Genomic DNA, 17705 nt, shown 5'->3' with positions numbered 1-17705 from the left:
GGCAACTTTATTGCAGATGTCCCGCGGCCAGACCGTCGAGCGCAAGCCGGATCAGCTCCTGGCCTCTCTTCCCGGTCTCGTGCAGGGCGGTGTCGAGGTCGGCGAGGCGGCGGAAGGCCGTGCCGTAGTCGCGTTGTTCGGCCAGGGACAGGCGGGGGACCTTAGTGCGGCGGGCGTCGAGCCTGCTGGCACCTCGCGACAGGCTGGAACCGGCGCGCAGGAAACCGGCCAGGAAGTCGGCGTCGAGCCTGGCGGGGTCCACGCGGTAGAGGGTGAGCTGGGGGCCGAGGGCCCAGCCGATCTCCTGGACGACCCGGACCGTGCCGGTCGGGGTGGCCACCACGTCACCGGGCTCGATCATGACCAGGCCTGGACCGGGTTCGGCCCAGCCGGTCGGCTGGCCGCCGCCGGCCAGGTCGTCGGCGGTCAGCACCGGCTGGTCGCCCGAGCCCAAGCGGGCCGAGGAGTGGTGGATGGCCACCGAACCGCCCCTGGCCAGCTCGGCGATGGTCGTCATCGGGGGTTCGCGGGGCGGGTCGACGGGGGTGAGCGCGGGCAGCGCGCCGGTCAGGTCGTCGACGGCGGCGGCGAAGCGAGCCCGGGAGCCCGCGTAGTCGGGCGGGCCGGCCGCGTTGCCGAACCGCAGCGGGCTCACGTCGACCTCGTCGTCGAGCAGGTCGATGACGCCGGTGCCGCCCTTGCCGGTCGCCAGGAAGTCGCGCCAGGCCGGTTCGACTGTGTTCAGGTCTCCGGCGGCGTCGAAGAGCAGCACCCGCGACGGGGTGCGTTCGCCGGGCTCGGGACGGCGCAGCAGCCAGATGTCGCTGGCCCCGGCCGCGATCACGGCCCGCAGGACACCGGCCCGCAGCAGGTTCGACCGGATGCGGCGGCCCGGACGGCGCGCGGCGGCGGCGGGCGGCATCAGCACGGTGACGGTGCCGCCGGACCGCACCCGGGAAAGGCAGTGCTGCACCCAGGCCAGCTCGGGCTCGCCGCGCGGCGGCAGGCCGAACTCCCAGCGCGGGTCGGCGGTCAGCTCCTCGTAACCCCAGGTCCGCTCGTTGAAGGGCGGGTCGCAGACCACCGCGTCGGCGCCCCCCGGCAGGCCGTTGGCCCGCAGCGAGTCGCCGGTGTGGACGGTCGCCGCGACCCCGCGCATCCGCAGCCGGGTGGCGGCGATGCGGGCCGCCGGACCGGAGGCGTCCTGCCCGCGCGCGGCCTTGGCGGTGAGCAGCAGGGTGCCCAGTCCGCAGGCGGGGTCGAGCAGCACCCCGCCGCCCGACAGGCGGACCATCAGGTCGGCGAGGTCGGGTGGGGTGATCGCGAGCTGGCGCGAGTGGGCCTCGGTGTAGCGCTCGCAGAGGAACTCGAAGGCGTCGAGGCGGCCGCGTTCCTCGGCCAGTTCGGCGACCAGGGCGGTGACGTCGGCGGGCAGCGCGGCGGGGCGGCCTTCCAGGAAATCGCCCGCGGCCGCCACCAGCTCGCCTAGCCTCAGGTCATCGCCGCTCGCGCGCAGCCGCTGCCAGGCCAGGTCGGCGGCCGACAGCGAGAACGGCTTGCCGTTGCGGCGCAGCCACTCCTCCACCTCGGTCAGCGAGAACAGCGGGCTGTTGGCGGTGCCGCCGACGGGTCGCGGGAAGTCGTCGTGACGGCGACGCCAGTTCGACACCGCGGCCCTGCCGACGTCGGCGAGGCGGGCGATGTCACCGGCGTTCACATAAGTCACGTGGTTACTCTACACGAAGCGCCCACTTGTGAAGTGCTTCAACCAATGTTTTACTGTGGACATGAACCACAGCACACTGGGTCTCCGGTACGCCGCCCGATCAGATGTCGGCCAGCGCCGCCCGGAGAACGAGGACGCTGCCTACGCCAGCCCCCGCCTGCTCGTCGTCGCCGACGGCATGGGCGGCCACAACTACGGTCAGGTGGCCAGCGCGACCGCGATCCGCGTGCTGTCGGAGGCGCCGCTGACGGGCGACCCGGTGACCGCGCTGGAAGACGCCATCCAGCACGCGGCCCAGACCCTCAAGGGCATGGCCGACGCCAACCCCGCGCTCAACGGCATGGGCACCACCCTGACCGCCATGCTGTGGGACGGCGGCGGCTTCGCCCTGGCCCACGTGGGCGACTCGCGCGGCTACATGCTGCGCGACGGCGTGCTCTACCAGATCACCCACGACCACACGCTGGTGCAGTCGCTCGTCGACGACGGCCGGATGACCCCCGAGCAGGCGGCCGAGCACCCCCGCCGGTCGATGCTGATGCGGGCGCTGGAGAGCACCGGCAACGTCAGCCCCGACGTGTCGCACCGGGCGGCCTTCGCGGGCGACCGCTACCTGCTCTGCTCCGACGGCCTGGCGGGCGTGGTCTCGCCCGAGACGCTCCACGAGATGCTCACCTCCGTCGCCGACCTCGACCAGCTGGTCACGACCCTCGTCGACCTGGCCAACCGGGGCGGCGGCCCCGACAACATCACGTGTGTCGCGGCCGACGTCGTGGCGGGCGGCTACGGCGAGGGACACCCCATCATCGTCGGGTCCGCCACGCTAGATCAAGGCGAGGGGACCGGCGGGGACGTACCCCTGCAGACGAGCTGAGCCGAACAGGCGGCCTTCCGCGCGGGCGCGCACGCACACGTAGGAGAAGCGGTCGCCCGAGTAGACCCTGATCCCGCCGGAACGGCACTGGCGCATCAGCGTCTCGTCCCACTCCTCGCTGAGGTCGGCGATCCCGAGCTCGACCAGCACCGACCGGCGGGACACGATCGTGCCGCCGCCGAGTTCTGGCAGGAAGCGATATTCGGCGTCCGGCTGGCGCAGCAGGGTCGCCCCGGCCGCGTGGGCGTAGAACGCGGCCTTGCCGACGATCTCGGTCTCCACCTCGGAGAAGCGGCGCAGCGAGTCGGCCAGGTAGTGCTCTCCGTAGAGGTCGCGCGGGTCGACGACGGCCACGTAGTCGCCGTCGGCCAGCAGCAGCGCGTGCGCCAGCGCGGCGCCCCGGGTCGACATCGGCACGGCCCGCACCACCAGTTCGGGCAGCACCCCCGCGTTGTAGCCCTCGTCCCGGGCGCTCACGGCCTGCCTGGCGGTCTTCTCCACCACCGCCGCGTCGACGCCCTCGGCCACGACGACGAGCTGGTCGGGCCGCCTGCGCTGGCCGATGATCTGCGTCATCGCCTGGTCGAGTTCCAGCTGGTCGCGTACGGCCACCAGCGCGGTCACCACCTGGGTGTTGCGCACGTCCGCCAGGCCGACGGCCTCGAAGACGGGACGGAGCCGGGCCGTGACCGGCACGGTGGCCCGCCAGGCCAGGTGGGCGCGGCGGTCGCGTTCCTGCGGGTCGGCGGCGAGTTCGGCGGCGCCGGTGGCCACGACCGGGGTGCCGCAGGCCTCGATCTCGGCGATCTCGCGGTCGTTGGCGTCGGGTCCTGCCACGACGACCTCGACCTTCCGCACGGCGGTCAGGAAGTCGTCGTAGCTGGTCCTGTCGTCGCCCTGGGCGGGCAGCGGGCCGCCGCCCTCGGCGGTGCCGAGCGTGGCGACGCCCTCGGTCCTGCCGCCTTCGGCGCGGAAGGTGTTGTGCACACGGGGCTGCACGCTGTGCGGCAGCACGATCACCCGGTCGTGCTTCAGCGCCGCCCGCCACTCGCGGGCCCGCTGCTCGGTGGTGGCCAGCACCAGGTCGAACAGCTCGGCGACCGGCACGGCCTTGCCGAGCGACCCGCCCGAGTGCCAGTAGACGGTCTTGATGCCGCGCTTCTTGCACGCCTCCACCAGGTCGCGCATCGCGCGGTCCTGCCCGGCCATCGAGGCGAGCCAGCGTCCGCCGTTGCCCTGGCGCGGCCCCTCGTGCACCGACTCGACGAACAGCATCGAGGGCCGGTACGTGTCCAGCATCTTCGCCCAGTTCTCCGGGCCGAAGTTGGTGACCTGGCGCCATTCGTACCGGAGCAGGGCCTCGGTGCGCCGGTCGACGATCGCCGCGACGGTCATGTAAGGCCTGGTCAGCGGCCCCTTGGGTACCGCGAAGTACTCGGTGAGCGGGGTGGAGAACAGCGGCGCGCGGGGGTCGGGCTCGACCGGAGGAGCTTTCTCCGCAGGCGTCTGACTGACGGCCGGCTTCTCCACCGGGAAGTCGGTGCGTTTGGGGGCCTTGCCGGCGCCTCCCGAGGAGGCGCGGAGTGAGCGGGCGACCGAGCCGGGCTTCTTGGTCTGGATCGCGTCGCCGATCTTGATCCAGCGGCTACCTTGGAGCTTCTCCAGCTTCCATTCGGCCACCGCGGTCTGATACCTCTGCTCGGCCAGTTGCTTGGCGAGATGGGCGAGCTGGCGTTCGGCCTGTTTCTCGGCCGCCTTGCGTGCCGTCTCGGCGTCCCTGGCCTTGGTCAGGGCCTCGGCCTCGGTGCGGGCGGCCTCGTCCAGGCGGGCCTGGTAGTCGGCGAGAAGCCGGGCCAGTTCGGCGGCGCCCTCGGCCTTCTCGACCGCCTGTGCCAGCGCCCGCCGCAGGCTTTCGAGCTCACTCATAACGCCCACTCCTCCAGGTAACGGCGACAGTCACCATATTCTCAGATCATGGTCTACCTGCATGGAAACAGTCATTAAGGCACCAAGAGTCCATCTGACGTCCGTAAACTCGTCGTCAACCGCCGATCGAGGAGGGACCTGAGGTGCGCAAGGGAGAGTGGCCGTCGTTCCGGGCCAGGCCATACGTCTGTGGCGCCTTCGGGCCGTTCTCCCAGGAGCGACTCGACCTGCTCGCGCGGTCGGGACCCCTGGTGGAGACGGCCTATGTGACCCGCGACGCGGCCGTGCTGTCGTCGGGACCGCTGACCATGTACGACTCCTCGCCCACCATGGCCGCCTTCTCGTGGGGTGACCGCACCCCCATCGCCGGCGGCGACTGGCTCCACGTGGCCGAGCACTACGAGGCGCCCGGCTTCATCGACGAGCCCGCGGCGGTCACCCTGCACACCGGCGCGTTCGGGCTGATCGACGTCTACTACCTGACCGACGGCGACGCGGTCTACTTCTCCGGCCTGATCGAGCCGCTGCTGGCGCTCGCGCGCAAGCCCTACGTGGTGAACTGGAACGCCTGGGCGGCGATCCTCAAGCTGACCTACCCGCTGCTCGAGGACACCCCCTATGCCGAGGTCAAGCGCCTCCCCGGGGCGACCGCGCTGTCCTGGTCGCGCGACCGGCAGCGGCTGTCGGTCGACAAGCGGGCCCCCCGATGGGTGCGCGAGGAGCCGTTCGACCACGGGGTCAGCGCCCACGACATCGTCAGCCTGCTGCACGAGTCGCTGAAGCCGTACGAACAGGTGCTGGTGCCCGTCAGCGGCGGCTACGACTCCCGGCTGCTGGCCAGCGTGGCCGTGGCGCAGGGCAAAGACGTCATCTCGTGGACGACCAGCCCCGACGACGGCCTCGACAACGACATCGACTTCGCCGTCGCGGTCACCCGCGAACTGGGCATCCCCCACCGGATCGTCCCGCAGAACGCCGCCGACTTCCCCGACGAGGCCCTGTGGGCCGCCCGCAGGCTGGAATACCTGACCAGCCACCACGCGTGGTACTCCCCCTTCGCCCGCGCCGTGCACGAGGCCGGCCGGCCCGTGGTCGACGGCCTGGCCGGCGGCCCGCTGATGAAGAACTTCCTGATGTCGGCCGCCGCGGCGGCCACGACGCCCGCGGAACGGCGTCAGGCGCTGCTGAAGTCGATGACGACCGGCGCGGCCCATCTCCCGGTGCTCGGCGAGGGCGCGCTGGCCTGGATGGACGACGTCGTCGAGAAGACCTTCACCCAGGCCACCTCGATGCTGAACGGCCACCGCAGCGAACTCGCCCTGAGCGTGCTGCACACCCGGACCGCCCGGGGCATCGCCCGTTCCCCCGTCAACCTCGTCGGTCCCGAGGCCACGCCGATCTTCCCGTTCCTGCACCCCGGCTTCTTCGACGCCGCCCTGTCGGTGCCGGTGCACCGCAAGGAGGGCGGAAAGTTTTACCGAGAGATTCTGTGGGCCGCCAATCCCAAGGTCGCCTCGCTCCCGTCGACCAACGGCGGCCTGCCGCACCGCCGCGTGCCGCTGCGCTCCGGCGCGGTGTGGGCCCGCGAATGGAACCACACGATGCTCAGGCGGGTGGCCCGCGTGCCGGGGCTGCTGTCGCCCCAGATGGCCGAGGTGGTCGAGGGCGGACCCGACGCACTGGCCGCGTTCGGATCGTGGAACTCCCGGTTCTGGCTGCGCGGGCTGGTGCTGTTCGGCGCCTGGCTCACCGACTACGACGAGGTTCTGGGTGACCTCACCCCTCCGTGGAGCTCACGTTAGGTGACGCGGAGTAGCCGCACGACAACCGACGGAAAGTCCCTGTAAGGGCTACGTAACCGTTCATTGTCAGGGGCTACCGGGTGGTACCTTCTCCGGAAGGCCGCGCTGAGCTGCGGACATTCCCATTTTTCTCCTTCCGTGGAGCGAGGTCTGATGACTGCGGCTGCGCCCTGCCCTGAACCCGTGTCAGAGCCCATTGAGGAATTCGAAGTACAAGATCCGGCCTGGTACAAGAAGGCCGTCTTCTACGAGATCCTCGTCCGGGGCTTCCACGACTCCAATGGCGACGGGACCGGCGATCTGCGCGGCCTGGTCGACAAACTCGACTACCTCCAGTGGCTCGGCGTCGACTGCCTCTGGCTGCTGCCCCTGTACGAGTCCCCGCTCCGCGACGGCGGCTACGACATCTCCGACTACCTCAAGATCCTCCCGGAGTTCGGCAACCTGTCCGACTTCGTGACGATGATCGAGGCGGCCCACGAGCGCGGTCTGCGCGTCATCACCGACCTGGTGATGAACCACACCAGCGACCGCCACCCCTGGTTCCAGGCCTCCCGCCACGACCCGTCGGGCCCGTTCGGCGACTTCTACGTGTGGACCGACGACCCCACCACGTACGAGGGCGTGCCGATCATCTTCGTCGGCGCCGAAGACGCGAACTGGACCTATGACCCGGTCCGCGGCCAGTACTACTGGCACCGCTTCTTCCACCACCAGCCCGACCTGAACTACGACAACCCGGCCGTCCAGGAGGCGATGCTGGAAGTCCTGCGCTTCTGGCTGGACCTGGGCGTCGACGGCTTCCGCCTCGACGCGGTCCCCTACCTGTACGAGCGCGAGGGCACCATCTGCTCCGGCCTGCCGGAGACCCACGCCTACCTGAAGCGGGTCCGCGCCGAGGTCGACCGCCTCTACCCCGACCGGGTCCTGCTCGCCGAGGCCAACGGCTGGCCGGAGGACGTCGTCGAATACTTCGGCGACCCGTCCGTGGGCGGCGACGAGTGCCACATGGCCTTCCACTTCCCGCTCATGCCGCGCATCTTCATGGCCGTCCGCCGCGAGTCCCGCGAGCCGATCTCCGAGATCATGTCCCGCACCCCCAAGCTGCCCGAGACGGCCCAGTGGGGCATCTTCCTGCGCAACCACGACGAGCTCACGCTCGAGACGGTCAGCGAGGAGGAGCGCGACTACATGCACGCCGAATACGCCAAGGACCCGCGCATGCGCGCCTACCTCGGCATCCGGCGCCGGCTCGCGCCGCTCCTGGAGAACGACCGCGACCAGATCGAGCTGTTCACCGCGCTGCTGCTGTCGATGCCGGGTTCCCCGGTCATGTACTACGGCGACGAGATCGGCATGGGCGACAACATCTGGCTGGAGGACCGCGACGCCGTCCGCACCCCCATGCAGTGGAGCCCCGACCGCAACGCCGGCTTCTCCAAGGCCGACCCGGGACGCCTCTACCTGCCGACGGTGATGGACCCGATCTACGGCTACCAGGCCGTCAACGTCGAGGCCCAGCTGAAGAGCCCGTCGTCGCTGCTCCACTTCACCCGGCGGATGCTCCAGATCCGCCGCGAGCACCCCGTGTTCGGCACCGGCGAGTACATCGAGCTGTGGTCGCACAACCCCGCGATCCTGGCGTTCCTCCGCGAAGACGGCGACGACCGGGTGCTCTGCGTCAACAACATGTCCAAGCACCCGCAGCCGGTCGAACTCGACCTGCGCCGCTTCACGGGCATGACCCCGGTCGAATGCCGCGGCGGCGTGCCGTTCCCGGTGATCGGCGACCTGCCCTACCTGCTGACGCTGCCCTCCCACGGCTTCTTCTGGTTCTCGCTCACGGACCGGGAGGACTAGGCTTTCGCGGCATGGCAGGCCGTCCCTTAAACGAGTTGGTGGAACCGGGCTGGGCTAAGGCCCTCGAACCGGTCGCGGACAAGATCGCCGAGATGGGCGACTTCCTCCGGAATGAGATCGCGGAAGGCAGGCAGTACCTCCCCGCCGGGGAGAACGTCCTGCGGGCGTTCAAGCAGCCGCTCGCCGACGTCCGGGTGCTCATCATGGGTCAGGACCCCTACCCGACCCCAGGGCACCCGATCGGGCTGAGCTTCTCGGTGGCGGCTGACGTCAAGCCGATCCCGGGAAGCCTCCGCAACATCTACACCGAGCTGATGGAGGACCTGGGCCTGCCCAAGCCCTCCAACGGCGACCTCACCCCGTGGACCGAGAACGGGGTCCTGCTCCTCAACCGGGTGCTGACCGTGGCCCCCGGCGCCCCCGCCTCCCACGCGGGCAAGGGCTGGGAGTCGGTCACCGAACAGGCCATCCGCGCTCTCGCCGAGCGCGGCGGCCCCCTGGTGGCCATCCTGTGGGGCGCCCACGCCCGCAAGCTGCGCCCGCTGCTGGGCCAGGTCCCGTGCGTCGAGTCGGCCCACCCGAGCCCTCTGTCGGCCCGCAACGGCTTCTTCGGCTCCAAGCCGTTCAGCCGCGCGAACGAACTGCTGGAGCGACAGGGCGCCGCACCCGTGGAGTGGAAACTCCCCTAGCCGGATTCGGTCCCTCACAGGCCCGCTTGACAATCCGCACTGCGTGTTACTCATAGCGTACGATCAGTCACGCGTCGTGCGTTTGTTCTAATCCCGCCTGACACAAGACCTTTAGTCCCCTGCCCGGAAGCAGGGGTCCACGTTCAAGGAGTCACTCATGACCGACGTTACGGATGCCCGCTATCTGCGCCTCACGGTCGATCTCGTGGTTGAGGTCACCGATGTCGGCGCCCTCCAGGCCGCCGCGCTGAAGGAGATCCGCAACCCGGAGGCCGACCTCGAGGAGGGCGAGCGCCAGGAGCAGATCGACCTAGTGAACGCCGACGAGACGGGCGCCGCCGCGCTGCAGTGGCTCATCGAGCCCGACCACGTTCTCAGCCTCGTCGAGCACATCGACGAGGTCGAGCCGCGTGAGGCCATGCTGGGTGTCGAGCCGTCCGACGGCTCCCTCGAAGACGAGGAAGACGAAGAGCACGACCACGATCACGACCACGTGTGAGCGACGACCTGTCAGACGGGCTCCAGCTTCCGATGGGGCCCGTCGGGCAGGGTCACCCCGATCGCATCCCCCGGGCGGATCTCACCGCCCGTCAGCACCACACTCATGATCCCGGCCTTGCGCACGACCGCCCCGTCGTCGTCGCGCCCGAGCACCGCCTTCATCAGGCCGTGCTGGAAGCCGTCGATCTGCAGGCACGGATTGCGCAGCCCGGTCACCTCCACCACCGCTTCGGCGCCGAGGTGCAGCAGGGTGCCGGTGGGCAGGCCGAGCAGGTCGACGCCCCGGGTGGTGACATTCTCGCCGATCTGGCCGGGCGCCACGGCGAACCCCCGCAGGGCCAGTTCCTCGAACAGTTCGGCGTGGATCAGATGCACCTGGCGCAGGTTGGGCGCGTCGGGGGTGCGGGCCATCCGGCTGCGGTGTCTCACCTTCTCGCCGTAGTGGGCGTCCCCCTCGACGCCGAGCCCGGCGACGAGCCGGATGACGCCCTGACCGGGCTTGCTGAAGGTGTACTCGGCCGACCTGCTGACCGCCTCGACGAGGGCCACGCGGGCCTCCTCCCCTAGAAGAACCTGAATGCGATGATTTCATCCGCATAAAGGATCATCAGGCGCAGGCCCTATTTGTCGAGCATGACGTACACGCCCAGCAGCACTCCGGCGATCACGATCACGAAGCAGGCGCCGCCCGCGACGCGGGCCACGGCGCGGCCGGACGAGATGCCGACCAGGCCGATCGAGAACAGGGCGGCGATGCCGACACCGCCGATCAGCGAGGCCACCATGACGCGCCACAGGGCGTCGACGTCGATGTAGTCGCTCATACCGGAGTTCCGATCTGGGTGGGGGTGCCCCGCCCGACCCACTCGTCGTTGACGTTCTTCGAGGTGACGGCCGTCTTGCGGGAGGCGAGGTAGAGCAGGGCGGCGAAGATCACCGCCGCCGCGAAGACCACGATCACACCGAGGGTGCCGCCGATCAGCTGGGCCACGCCGAAGGCGATGGCGCCGACCAGGGCGGCGGCCGGAAGGGTGATCAGCCAGGCGACGCCCATGCGGGCCGCGACGCCCCAGCGCACCTCGGCCAGTCGCTTGCCGAGACCGGCGCCGATGACCGAGCCGGTGCAGACCTGGGTGGTGGAGAGCGGGAAGCCGAAGTGGGTCGAGGTCAGGATGACCGTCGCCGATGAAGCCTCGGCCGCGAAGCCCTGCGGGGTCTCGATGTCGGTCAGGCCCTTGCCGAGGGTCCTGATGACCCGCCAGCCGCCGATGTAGGTGCCCGCGGCGATGGCGGTGGCACTGCAGATGATCACCCAGAAGGGGGTGCCGGCGCTCTGCGTGATGGTGCCGTTGGCGATCAGGGCGAGGGTGATGATGCCCATCGTCTTCTGTGCGTCGTTGGTGCCGTGGGCGAGCGACACGAGTGAGGCCGAGCCGATCTGGCCGATCTTGAAGCCCTTGGCCCGGGTGTTCTCGTTGACCTTCCGGGTCAGCACGTAGACCAGATAGGTGCCGATGGTGGCCACCACGATGGCGGCGATCGGGGCGAGGATGGCCGGGATGATGACATGGGAGACCAGGCCTCCTCCTTTGACGGCGCTGACCCCCGACGCCAGCAGGGTCGCGCCGACGACGCCGCCGATCAGGGCGTGGGAGGAGCTCGACGGGATGCCGTAATACCAGGTCACCAGGTTCCAGGCGAGGCCGCCGACCAGACCGGCGAAGACGACGGTGAGGGTGATCGCGCCGCTGTTGACGATGCCGGTGGCGATGGTCGCGGCGACCTTCAGGGAGAGGAACGCGCCGACGAAGTTCAGGATCGCGGACAGTCCGACCGCGATCTTGGGTTTCAGCGCTCCGGTGGCGATCGAGGTGGCCATCGCGTTGGCGGTGTCGTGAAAGCCGTTGGTGAAGTCGAACGAGAGCGCCGTGAGCACGACCACGATCAACAGAATCAGGTCACCAGTCATACTCCCTCACATTAGGCAGCAGTGCCTGATTCATGCCTCTCAATCGGTCAATGACCGAATATTCATTTGGGGTCAACCGCGCCAGATCGGTGAGGTGTAGCCGAGGATCGGCGAGGGTGCCCGCCAGGGCTCGTGCAGGGTGGCCGTCGGGACGTGTTCCAGCTCGGGCACGTAGCGGCGGATGTACTCGCCTTCCTTGTCGAACCTCTTCGCCTGGCGCACCGGGTTGAGCACCCGGTTGGGCCGGGTGTCGTTGCCGGTCCCGGCCACCCACTGCCAGTTGCCGTAGTTGTTCGGCACGTCCGCGTCGAGCAGCAGCTCCTCGAAGTGGTCGGCCCCCACGCGCCAGTCGAGGCGCATCGTCTTGGTCAGGAACGAGGCGACGATCATGCGGGCCCGGTTGTGCATCCAGCCCTCGGCGGCGAGCTGGCGCATCCCGGCGTCGACGATGGGCACGCCGGTCATGCCCTCGCGCCAGGCGTCTTCGGCCTCCTTGTCCTGGTGCCAGTCGCCCCGGCCGGGCCGGTAGTCGTCGCGGGGCATGCCCGGGAAGGCGAGGGTGACCTGGGCGAAGAAGTCGCGCCAGCAGAGCTGGCGGACGAACTCCTCCGACGCCCCGGCCCGGCCGGCCAGCTCCAGCGGCGAGACACAGCCGAACCGCAGATAGGGGCTCAGCCTGGACGTGTGGTCGCCGGCCAGGTCGTCGTGGCCGGCGGCGTAGTCGCGCAGGCAGTGGCGCAGCCACAGGTCGAGGCGGCGGCGCACTTCGCGTTCGCCGCCGGGCAGGTGGGGCTTGCGGCGGGCGGTCGGGATGTCGCCGGCCTTCACCTCGGGCATCGCGATCGTGTCGGGGGTCTCCGCGATCGGCCGCCAGTGGACCTCCGACCAGGCCCGGAAGTAGGGCGTGAAGACCTTGTAGTGGTCGCCGTTCGCGGGCCTCAGCTGGCCGGGCGGGACGACCGTGATGCCGGGGAAGGTGCGGAACTCGATGCGCTCGTTCTGGAACCGGCGTTCCCGCTTCGTGGCGACGGCGCTGACGTCGGCGCTGGCGTAGACCGCCGTGGCGCCGGTCGCGGCGGCGATCCGCATCGTCTCCGCGACCGCGTCGCCGCGTCTGACCACCAGGTCGGCGCCCCGGTCCCGCAGCGATTCGCGCAGGTCACCCAGGCACTCGATGAGGAACCCGGCCCGGCCGCGCGGCCGGATGGCCGGGTCGATCACGAACAGGGGGACGACCTGACGCGCGTCCTGGCACGCCTGGGCCAGCGCGGGATGGTCGGTGATCCGCAGGTCCCGGTTGAAGAGGACAATGATGGTGTCCGGCACGACCGTACCTTCGTGAACCCCCTGTGGCCGGTTGCATCCAGTCGGCGACCGCCCCCGAAAGGACGTGTGGGAGGTGACGGAACCATGCCCGACTGGGAAGCGAAATCCCTGAGCTACGGCATCGGCGCGGTGGCCAGGCGTTTCGGCCTGCCCGCCCCGACGCTCCGCACCTGGGACCAGCGCTACGGCCTGGGGCCGAGCCTGCGCACCGCCGGAGGGCACCGCCGCTACACCGAACTCGACGTGCAGCGCATCCAGGAGATGCACCGCCTGGTCCGGGCGGGCGCCCCGGCGTCCGAGGCGGCCGAGGCGGCGCTGAAGATCCGCCGGGTGGGCACCGAGAGCCGTCCCGTGCTGGAACCCCCGGTGCGGCCCGAGCCGGTCTACTCCACCTCCCACGTCGCCAGGGCCGCCCTGATGCTCGACTCCTGGTTCGTCGCCGCCGCGCTGGAGACCTGGCTGCGCGACCAGGGCGTCGCGAACACGTGGAACCACCTGGTCATCCCGGTCTTCGCCGCGATCTCCCGGCGGCAGGACGACACCGGCGCCGGCATCGACATCGAGCACCTGTTCTCCGAGCGGGTGCTGGCCGCCCTGGCCCCGCTGGTCGAACGCCCGATCGCGCCGATCCACCCGAGGCCGGTCCTGCTGGCCTGCGCCGAAGAGGAGCAGCACAGCCTCCCGCTGTTCGCGCTGGCCGCCGCGCTGACCGTGCAGCACGGCGCGGAGTGCAGGGTCATGGGGGCGCGGATGCCCTACGACGCGCTGGTCGACGCCATGCGGCGGCTCAGCCCCGCCGTGGTCTTCCTGTGGTCCCAGCAGCCCGGGACCGGTGCCGCCGAACCGCTGGCCGCGCTGCCCCGGCTACGCCCCGCGTCTACCGTCATGGTCGGCGGTCCCGGGTGGAGTGATCTCCCTGCGGGTGTCGTCCACCTGCGATCTCTTGACGACGCCATCACGTCAATCTGCGCTGTCCTGCGCTGAGCAGGGCATATTCCCGTCGTACCACTTGCGCCTCACACCCGAGAGTGAATAGGTTTTGAGTAAGTTCTCAATTCGGGGAGGTCTCATGGACGGCGAGGAGATGACGGTGACGGAGTGCTACCGGAGCCACGCGCCGCTGGTCCGGGGCTATCTCCGGCATTTCGTACCGCAGCAGGATGTCGAAGACGTCCTGCAGGTCGTCTTCAGCGAGGTCTGGCGCTCCCGGGGCCGCTACGACCCGAACCGCAGCCTCGAGGGCTGGGTGCTGGGCATCGCCCGCAACCGGGCCATCGACTTCCTGCGGGCCCGCCACCCGGCGACGGTGCCGCTCGACGTGGTACCCGAGCCGAGTGACCACGTCGACCCGGCCCGTCGCCTCGACGACCGCGACCAGGTCCGCCGGGCCCTGCGCCACCTGCCCGAGGTCCAGCGCGAGGCGATCACGCTGGCCTACTACGGCGACCTGACCCAGCGCGAGATCGCCGAACACCTCGACGTGCCGCTGGGCACGGTCAAGGCGCGCACCGCGCGGGCGCTGCACAAGCTCAACTCCGTCCTGACCGAGGCCGCATGAGCCCCTGGATCAGACCTCAGATCGGAGTGTCGAGCTGTCTCATCGGCGAGCCGGTGCGGTTCAACGGCGGGCACAGCCGCGACCGTTTCCTGGCCGGCGAGCTCGACGAGCACGTCGACTGGGTGCCGTTCTGCCCCGAGGTCGAGGCGGGCCTGGGCACCCCGCGCGAGACCCTGCGCCTGGAGGAGGGCGAGCACGGCGAGCGCCTGATGCTCCGCAAGAGCCGCGTCGACCTGACCGCGACCATGCGCGAGGTCACCGACCGGCGCATCGCCACCCTGGAGGTCGACGGCTACGTCTTCAAGTCGAAGAGCCCGTCGTGCGGGATCCACGGAATCCCCGTGTACGACGCCAACGACCACCCCGCCCGACGCACCAGGGGCGTGTTCGCCCAGAAGATCATCGAGACCTACCCGCTGCTGCCCGCCGAGGACGAGGGCCGCCTCAACGACGCGGTGCTCCGGGAGCAGTTCGTCGAGCGGATCTTCGCCCACGCCCGGCTGCGCGTCCTGTTCGAGACCGGCTGGAAACCGCGTGACCTGGTCGAATTCCATTCACGCCACAAGATGCAACTGCTCGCCCACGACCCCGAGGGCTACCGGGCCGCCGGCCGGGTGGTCTCCCACGCGGGCAGCGCGCCCCGCGAGGAACTGGAGCGCGACTACACGGTCGCCTTCCAGAGCATCATGTCCAGGAAGTCCACGATCGGCCGCAACGTCAACGCCCTGCACCACTGCCTGGGCATGGTCGGCCACGCCCTCGACGACGCCAGGAGGGCCGACCTCGTCGAGGTGATCGACGCCTACCAGGGCCACCAGGTGGCCATCGCCGTGCCGATGACGCTGCTGCTGCACCATGCCAAGGGCGAGGCCGCCGAATACGTCCAGGACCAGACCTTCTTCGCGCCCTTCCCGGCCGAGCTGAGGCTGCGCAACCACGTCCCGGCCTGATTCACGCCTGATACACGGCCGAGGCGGAACGGCTGCGCGCCCGCCATAGTCTCTTTCTGACCTGTTCCTGTGTCATTGGAGATCAATGTCGGTTTCGGTGCTTCTCGTGGAAGACGACGAGGTGATCCGCCGATCGGTCGGCATGGCCCTGGAGCGCTACGGCTACCGCGTCGTCTCGGCGGCCGACGGCCTGACCGGCCTGGAGCTCTTCCGCGCCGCGGACCCCGATCTCCTCCTGCTCGACGTGATGCTGCCCGGCCTGGACGGCATCGGCCTGTGCCGCCGGGTCCGCGAGTCCAGCCTGGTCCCGATCCTGATGATGTCGGCCCGCGGCGACGCCCTCGACGTCGTGTCCGGCCTGGAGGCCGGCGCCGACGACTACGTCGTCAAGCCCGCCGACACCTCCGTGCTGGTGGCCAGGATCCGGGCGCTGCTGCGCCGCGCGACCCCCGTCCCGGACACCCCCCGGCTCGTCTTCGGCGACCTGACCGTCGATCCCGAGGCGCTGGAGGTGTACGTCGCGGGCGAGCAGATCTCCCTGGCCCCCACCGAGTTGCGGCTGCTGCTGGAGTTCGCCGCCAATCCCGGCATCGTCCTGGACCGCCAGACGCTGCTGCGCAATGTCTGGGACTACGGCTGGGACGGCGACAGCCGCGTCGTCGACCTGTGCGTCCAGCGGCTGCGCAGGAAGGTCGGCCCCGACCGCGTCGAGACCGTCCGCGGCTTCGGCTACAAGCTGCGGCGCTGACATGCCCCGATGGAGATCCCTGCGCTGGCAGGTCGCAGCCCTGGTCGCCGTCGCGTCCGGCGTGGTGGCGCTCGCGGTCGGCGTCCTGGTGCACCGGAGCACCGTGGACCGGGGGATGACGGTGGGCCGGGAGCAGGCCGTCACCGCTCTGCTGACCGAGCCCGGCGGCTCGGAAGCCCCGCCGCCCGAACTGATTTCCCGGCTCAAGGGCGCCGGCGACATCGCCACCTGGTACGACGACAGCGCCCCTGACACCCCCTGGATGTGGGCGGCCACCGGCACCAGGGCGGTCAAGGTCGACATGGGCACCGACCTGCGCAACCTGCGCGCCCTCGACCGGCACATCGTGCTCGCCTCGCTGGGCGTCCTGGGGGTGGTCGTCCCCCTGGCGGCCCTGGCCGCCGAGCTGCCCAACCGCCGCCTTCGCCGGGTGGCCCGCACCGCCCGCCGCATCACCGAGGGCGACCTGGACGCCCGGACCGGGCCAGCACACGGCCGCGACGAGATCACCGACATCGCGACCGCCGTCGACACGATGGCCGGCGCCCTGCACGACCGCCTGCGCGTCGAGCAGCGCTTCACCGCCGACGTCGCCCACGAGCTGCGCACCCCGCTGATGGGCCTGGTCACCTCCGCCGAGCTCCTGCCGGAGGGCGAGGCGACCGACCTGGTCCGCGACCGGGTGGGGGTGCTGCGCACCCTGGTGGAGAACCTGCTGGAGATCTCCCGGCTGGACGCGGGCGCCGAATCCGCCGACCGGATCCCGGTGCCGTTGGGCCCGTTCACCGCCGACTGCCTGCGCCGCACGGGCCTGCCGTCCGAGATCACCGTGGAGGGCGAACCGGTCGCCGTCACCGATCCCCGCCGTCTCGACCGCATCCTCGCCAACCTGGTCGTCAACGCCCACCGCCACGGGCTGGCCCCGGTCGAGGTGCGGGTGGCGGGCACGACGATCGTCGTCCGCGACCACGGGCCGGGTTTCCCGGAGTCGCTGCTGGCCGAGGGGCCGCAGCGATTCCGCACCGGGGCGAGCGAACGCGGCCGGGGGCACGGCCTCGGCCTGACCATCGCCGCCGGGCAGGCGGCCGTCATCGGGGCCCGGCTCACCTTCGGCAACGATCCGGACGGCGGCGCGGTCGCCCGCGTGCGACTGAACTGATACACGGTCAAGCGGCCGCCGATACCCGGCTTCCACGGTCTCGACACCTGCCCCGACCAGCCTGAACACATGTACCGATGGCCCGTGACCCTGCTCGTCGCCCTCGCTCTGACCCTCGTGGCACTCCCGGATGACGCCGTCGGCGTCGACGACGGATTCGTGGCCGACGGAGCGCACATCTCCCCGTTCGACACGCGGTTGCCCGCGATAGCCGAACTGGACCCCGCCCTCCTGCGGGCCGTGCGGGAAGCGGCCCGCGACGCCGCCACCGCCGGCGTCCCGATGTTCCTGACCACCGCCTGGCGCAGCGAGCGCTACCAGCGGCAGCTGTACGAGGAGGCGATCACCAAGTACGGCAGTGAGCAGGAGGCCCGCCGCTACGTCAGCACCCCCGAGCGCTCCCACCACGTCACCGGCGACGCCGTCGACGTCGGCCCCACCGACGCCGACGACTGGCTCAGCAGGCACGGCGCGGAATACGGCCTCTGCCAGACGTACGCGAACGAGATCTGGCACTTCGAGCTGGCGACCACGCCGGGCGGCGCCTGCCCCCCGATGCGTCCCGACGCGAGCAAGTCTTGAAGTTACCGGGCGGTAGCGTTACGTTCCGGGGGGAA

Annotated in this window: 17 protein-coding genes; 11 read left to right on the top strand and 6 right to left on the bottom strand. The window is 70.5% G+C overall.

The window, feature by feature from the left end:
* Positions 1-7 precede the first annotated feature (7 nt).
* Positions 8-1726: an HsdM family class I SAM-dependent methyltransferase gene (locus AW272_RS32135; RefSeq protein ID WP_066373210.1), complete on the bottom strand. Its 1719-nt coding sequence runs from the start codon at positions 1724-1726 to the stop codon at positions 8-10.
* 61 nt (positions 1727-1787) lie between these two features.
* Here AW272_RS32135 and AW272_RS32130 point away from each other — a divergent pair, with 61 nt between their 5' ends.
* Positions 1788-2600, top strand: coding sequence for a PP2C family protein-serine/threonine phosphatase (locus AW272_RS32130; RefSeq protein ID WP_066373207.1), 813 nt, complete (start codon positions 1788-1790; stop codon positions 2598-2600).
* On the opposite strand, the gene AW272_RS32125 is transcribed toward AW272_RS32130, so the two are convergent.
* Positions 2550-4526 carry a hypothetical protein gene (locus tag AW272_RS32125; protein ID WP_066373204.1) on the bottom strand — a complete coding sequence of 659 codons (1977 nt, stop codon included), beginning with the start codon at positions 4524-4526 and terminating at the stop codon, positions 2550-2552. The genes AW272_RS32130 and AW272_RS32125 overlap by 51 nt on opposite strands.
* 143 nt (positions 4527-4669) lie before the next feature.
* Between AW272_RS32125 and AW272_RS32120 the strand changes: the two genes are divergently transcribed.
* The 4 genes from AW272_RS32120 to AW272_RS32105 all read left to right on the top strand — a co-directional run bounded on the left by AW272_RS32120 (position 4670) and on the right by AW272_RS32105 (position 9376).
* The gene (locus tag AW272_RS32120; protein WP_066373202.1) at positions 4670-6328 is read left to right on the top strand and encodes an asparagine synthase; all 1659 of its coding nucleotides are present in this window, start codon (positions 4670-4672) and stop codon (positions 6326-6328) included.
* Between the two features lie 153 nt (positions 6329-6481).
* Positions 6482-8188 carry a maltose alpha-D-glucosyltransferase gene (gene treS / locus AW272_RS32115; RefSeq protein WP_066373200.1) on the top strand — a complete coding sequence of 569 codons (1707 nt, stop codon included), beginning with the start codon at positions 6482-6484 and terminating at the stop codon, positions 8186-8188.
* An 11-nt stretch (positions 8189-8199) separates the two neighbouring features.
* A complete protein-coding gene (locus AW272_RS32110) occupies positions 8200-8877 on the top strand; it encodes a uracil-DNA glycosylase (RefSeq protein WP_066373198.1) in 678 nt (225 codons plus the stop codon).
* A gap of 157 nt (positions 8878-9034) precedes the next feature.
* Positions 9035-9376, top strand: a complete 342-nt coding sequence (locus tag AW272_RS32105) for a hypothetical protein (protein WP_066373196.1) — start codon at positions 9035-9037, stop codon at positions 9374-9376.
* Between the two features lie 11 nt (positions 9377-9387).
* Here the strand turns inward: AW272_RS32105 and AW272_RS32100 are convergent, their stop codons facing one another.
* From AW272_RS32100 to AW272_RS32085, 4 genes are all read right to left on the bottom strand, one after another.
* Positions 9388-9927: an MOSC domain-containing protein gene (locus tag AW272_RS32100; protein ID WP_066373194.1), complete on the bottom strand. Its 540-nt coding sequence runs from the start codon at positions 9925-9927 to the stop codon at positions 9388-9390.
* A gap of 71 nt (positions 9928-9998) precedes the next feature.
* On the bottom strand, positions 9999-10202 hold the full coding sequence (locus AW272_RS32095; protein ID WP_066373188.1) for a hypothetical protein: 204 nt from the start codon (positions 10200-10202) through the stop codon (positions 9999-10001).
* A complete protein-coding gene (locus AW272_RS32090) occupies positions 10199-11347 on the bottom strand; it encodes an inorganic phosphate transporter (RefSeq protein ID WP_066373186.1) in 1149 nt (382 codons plus the stop codon). Before AW272_RS32090 ends, AW272_RS32095 begins: the two co-directional genes overlap by 4 nt.
* Positions 11348-11419: 72 nt before the next feature.
* Positions 11420-12673, bottom strand: coding sequence for a cryptochrome/photolyase family protein (locus AW272_RS32085; protein ID WP_066373185.1), 1254 nt, complete (start codon positions 12671-12673; stop codon positions 11420-11422).
* 84 nt (positions 12674-12757) lie between these two features.
* Here AW272_RS32085 and AW272_RS32080 point away from each other — a divergent pair, with 84 nt between their 5' ends.
* The 6 genes from AW272_RS32080 to AW272_RS32055 all read left to right on the top strand — a co-directional run bounded on the left by AW272_RS32080 (position 12758) and on the right by AW272_RS32055 (position 17670).
* Positions 12758-13657, top strand: a complete 900-nt coding sequence (locus tag AW272_RS32080) for a MerR family transcriptional regulator (RefSeq protein ID WP_066373184.1) — start codon at positions 12758-12760, stop codon at positions 13655-13657.
* An 85-nt stretch (positions 13658-13742) separates the two neighbouring features.
* Positions 13743-14231 (top strand): RNA polymerase sigma factor, encoded by a 489-nt coding sequence (locus tag AW272_RS32075; RefSeq protein ID WP_066373182.1) that lies wholly within the window; start codon positions 13743-13745, stop codon positions 14229-14231.
* The gene (locus tag AW272_RS32070; RefSeq protein ID WP_066373181.1) at positions 14228-15181 is read left to right on the top strand and encodes a YbgA family protein; all 954 of its coding nucleotides are present in this window, start codon (positions 14228-14230) and stop codon (positions 15179-15181) included. The genes AW272_RS32075 and AW272_RS32070 overlap by 4 nt, the downstream gene beginning before the upstream one ends.
* Before the next feature lie 85 nt (positions 15182-15266).
* Positions 15267-15929: a two-component system response regulator CseB gene (gene cseB / locus AW272_RS32065; RefSeq protein WP_066373180.1), complete on the top strand. Its 663-nt coding sequence runs from the start codon at positions 15267-15269 to the stop codon at positions 15927-15929.
* A gap of 1 nt (position 15930) precedes the next feature.
* A complete protein-coding gene (locus AW272_RS32060) occupies positions 15931-17088 on the top strand; it encodes a sensor histidine kinase (RefSeq protein ID WP_066373178.1) in 1158 nt (385 codons plus the stop codon).
* Positions 17089-17157: 69 nt separating this feature from the next.
* Entirely contained in the window at positions 17158-17670 is a 513-nt protein-coding gene (locus AW272_RS32055; RefSeq protein WP_066373176.1) for a M15 family metallopeptidase, read from the top strand.
* The last annotated feature ends 35 nt before the right edge of the window (positions 17671-17705 follow it).

The organism is Herbidospora mongoliensis, from assembly GCF_001570545.1.
Taxonomy (GTDB): Bacteria; Actinomycetota; Actinomycetes; order Streptosporangiales; family Streptosporangiaceae; genus Herbidospora; species Herbidospora mongoliensis.
The sequence above is the reverse complement of the archived record's forward strand: the minus strand, read 5'-3'. Positions and strand labels throughout refer to the sequence as shown.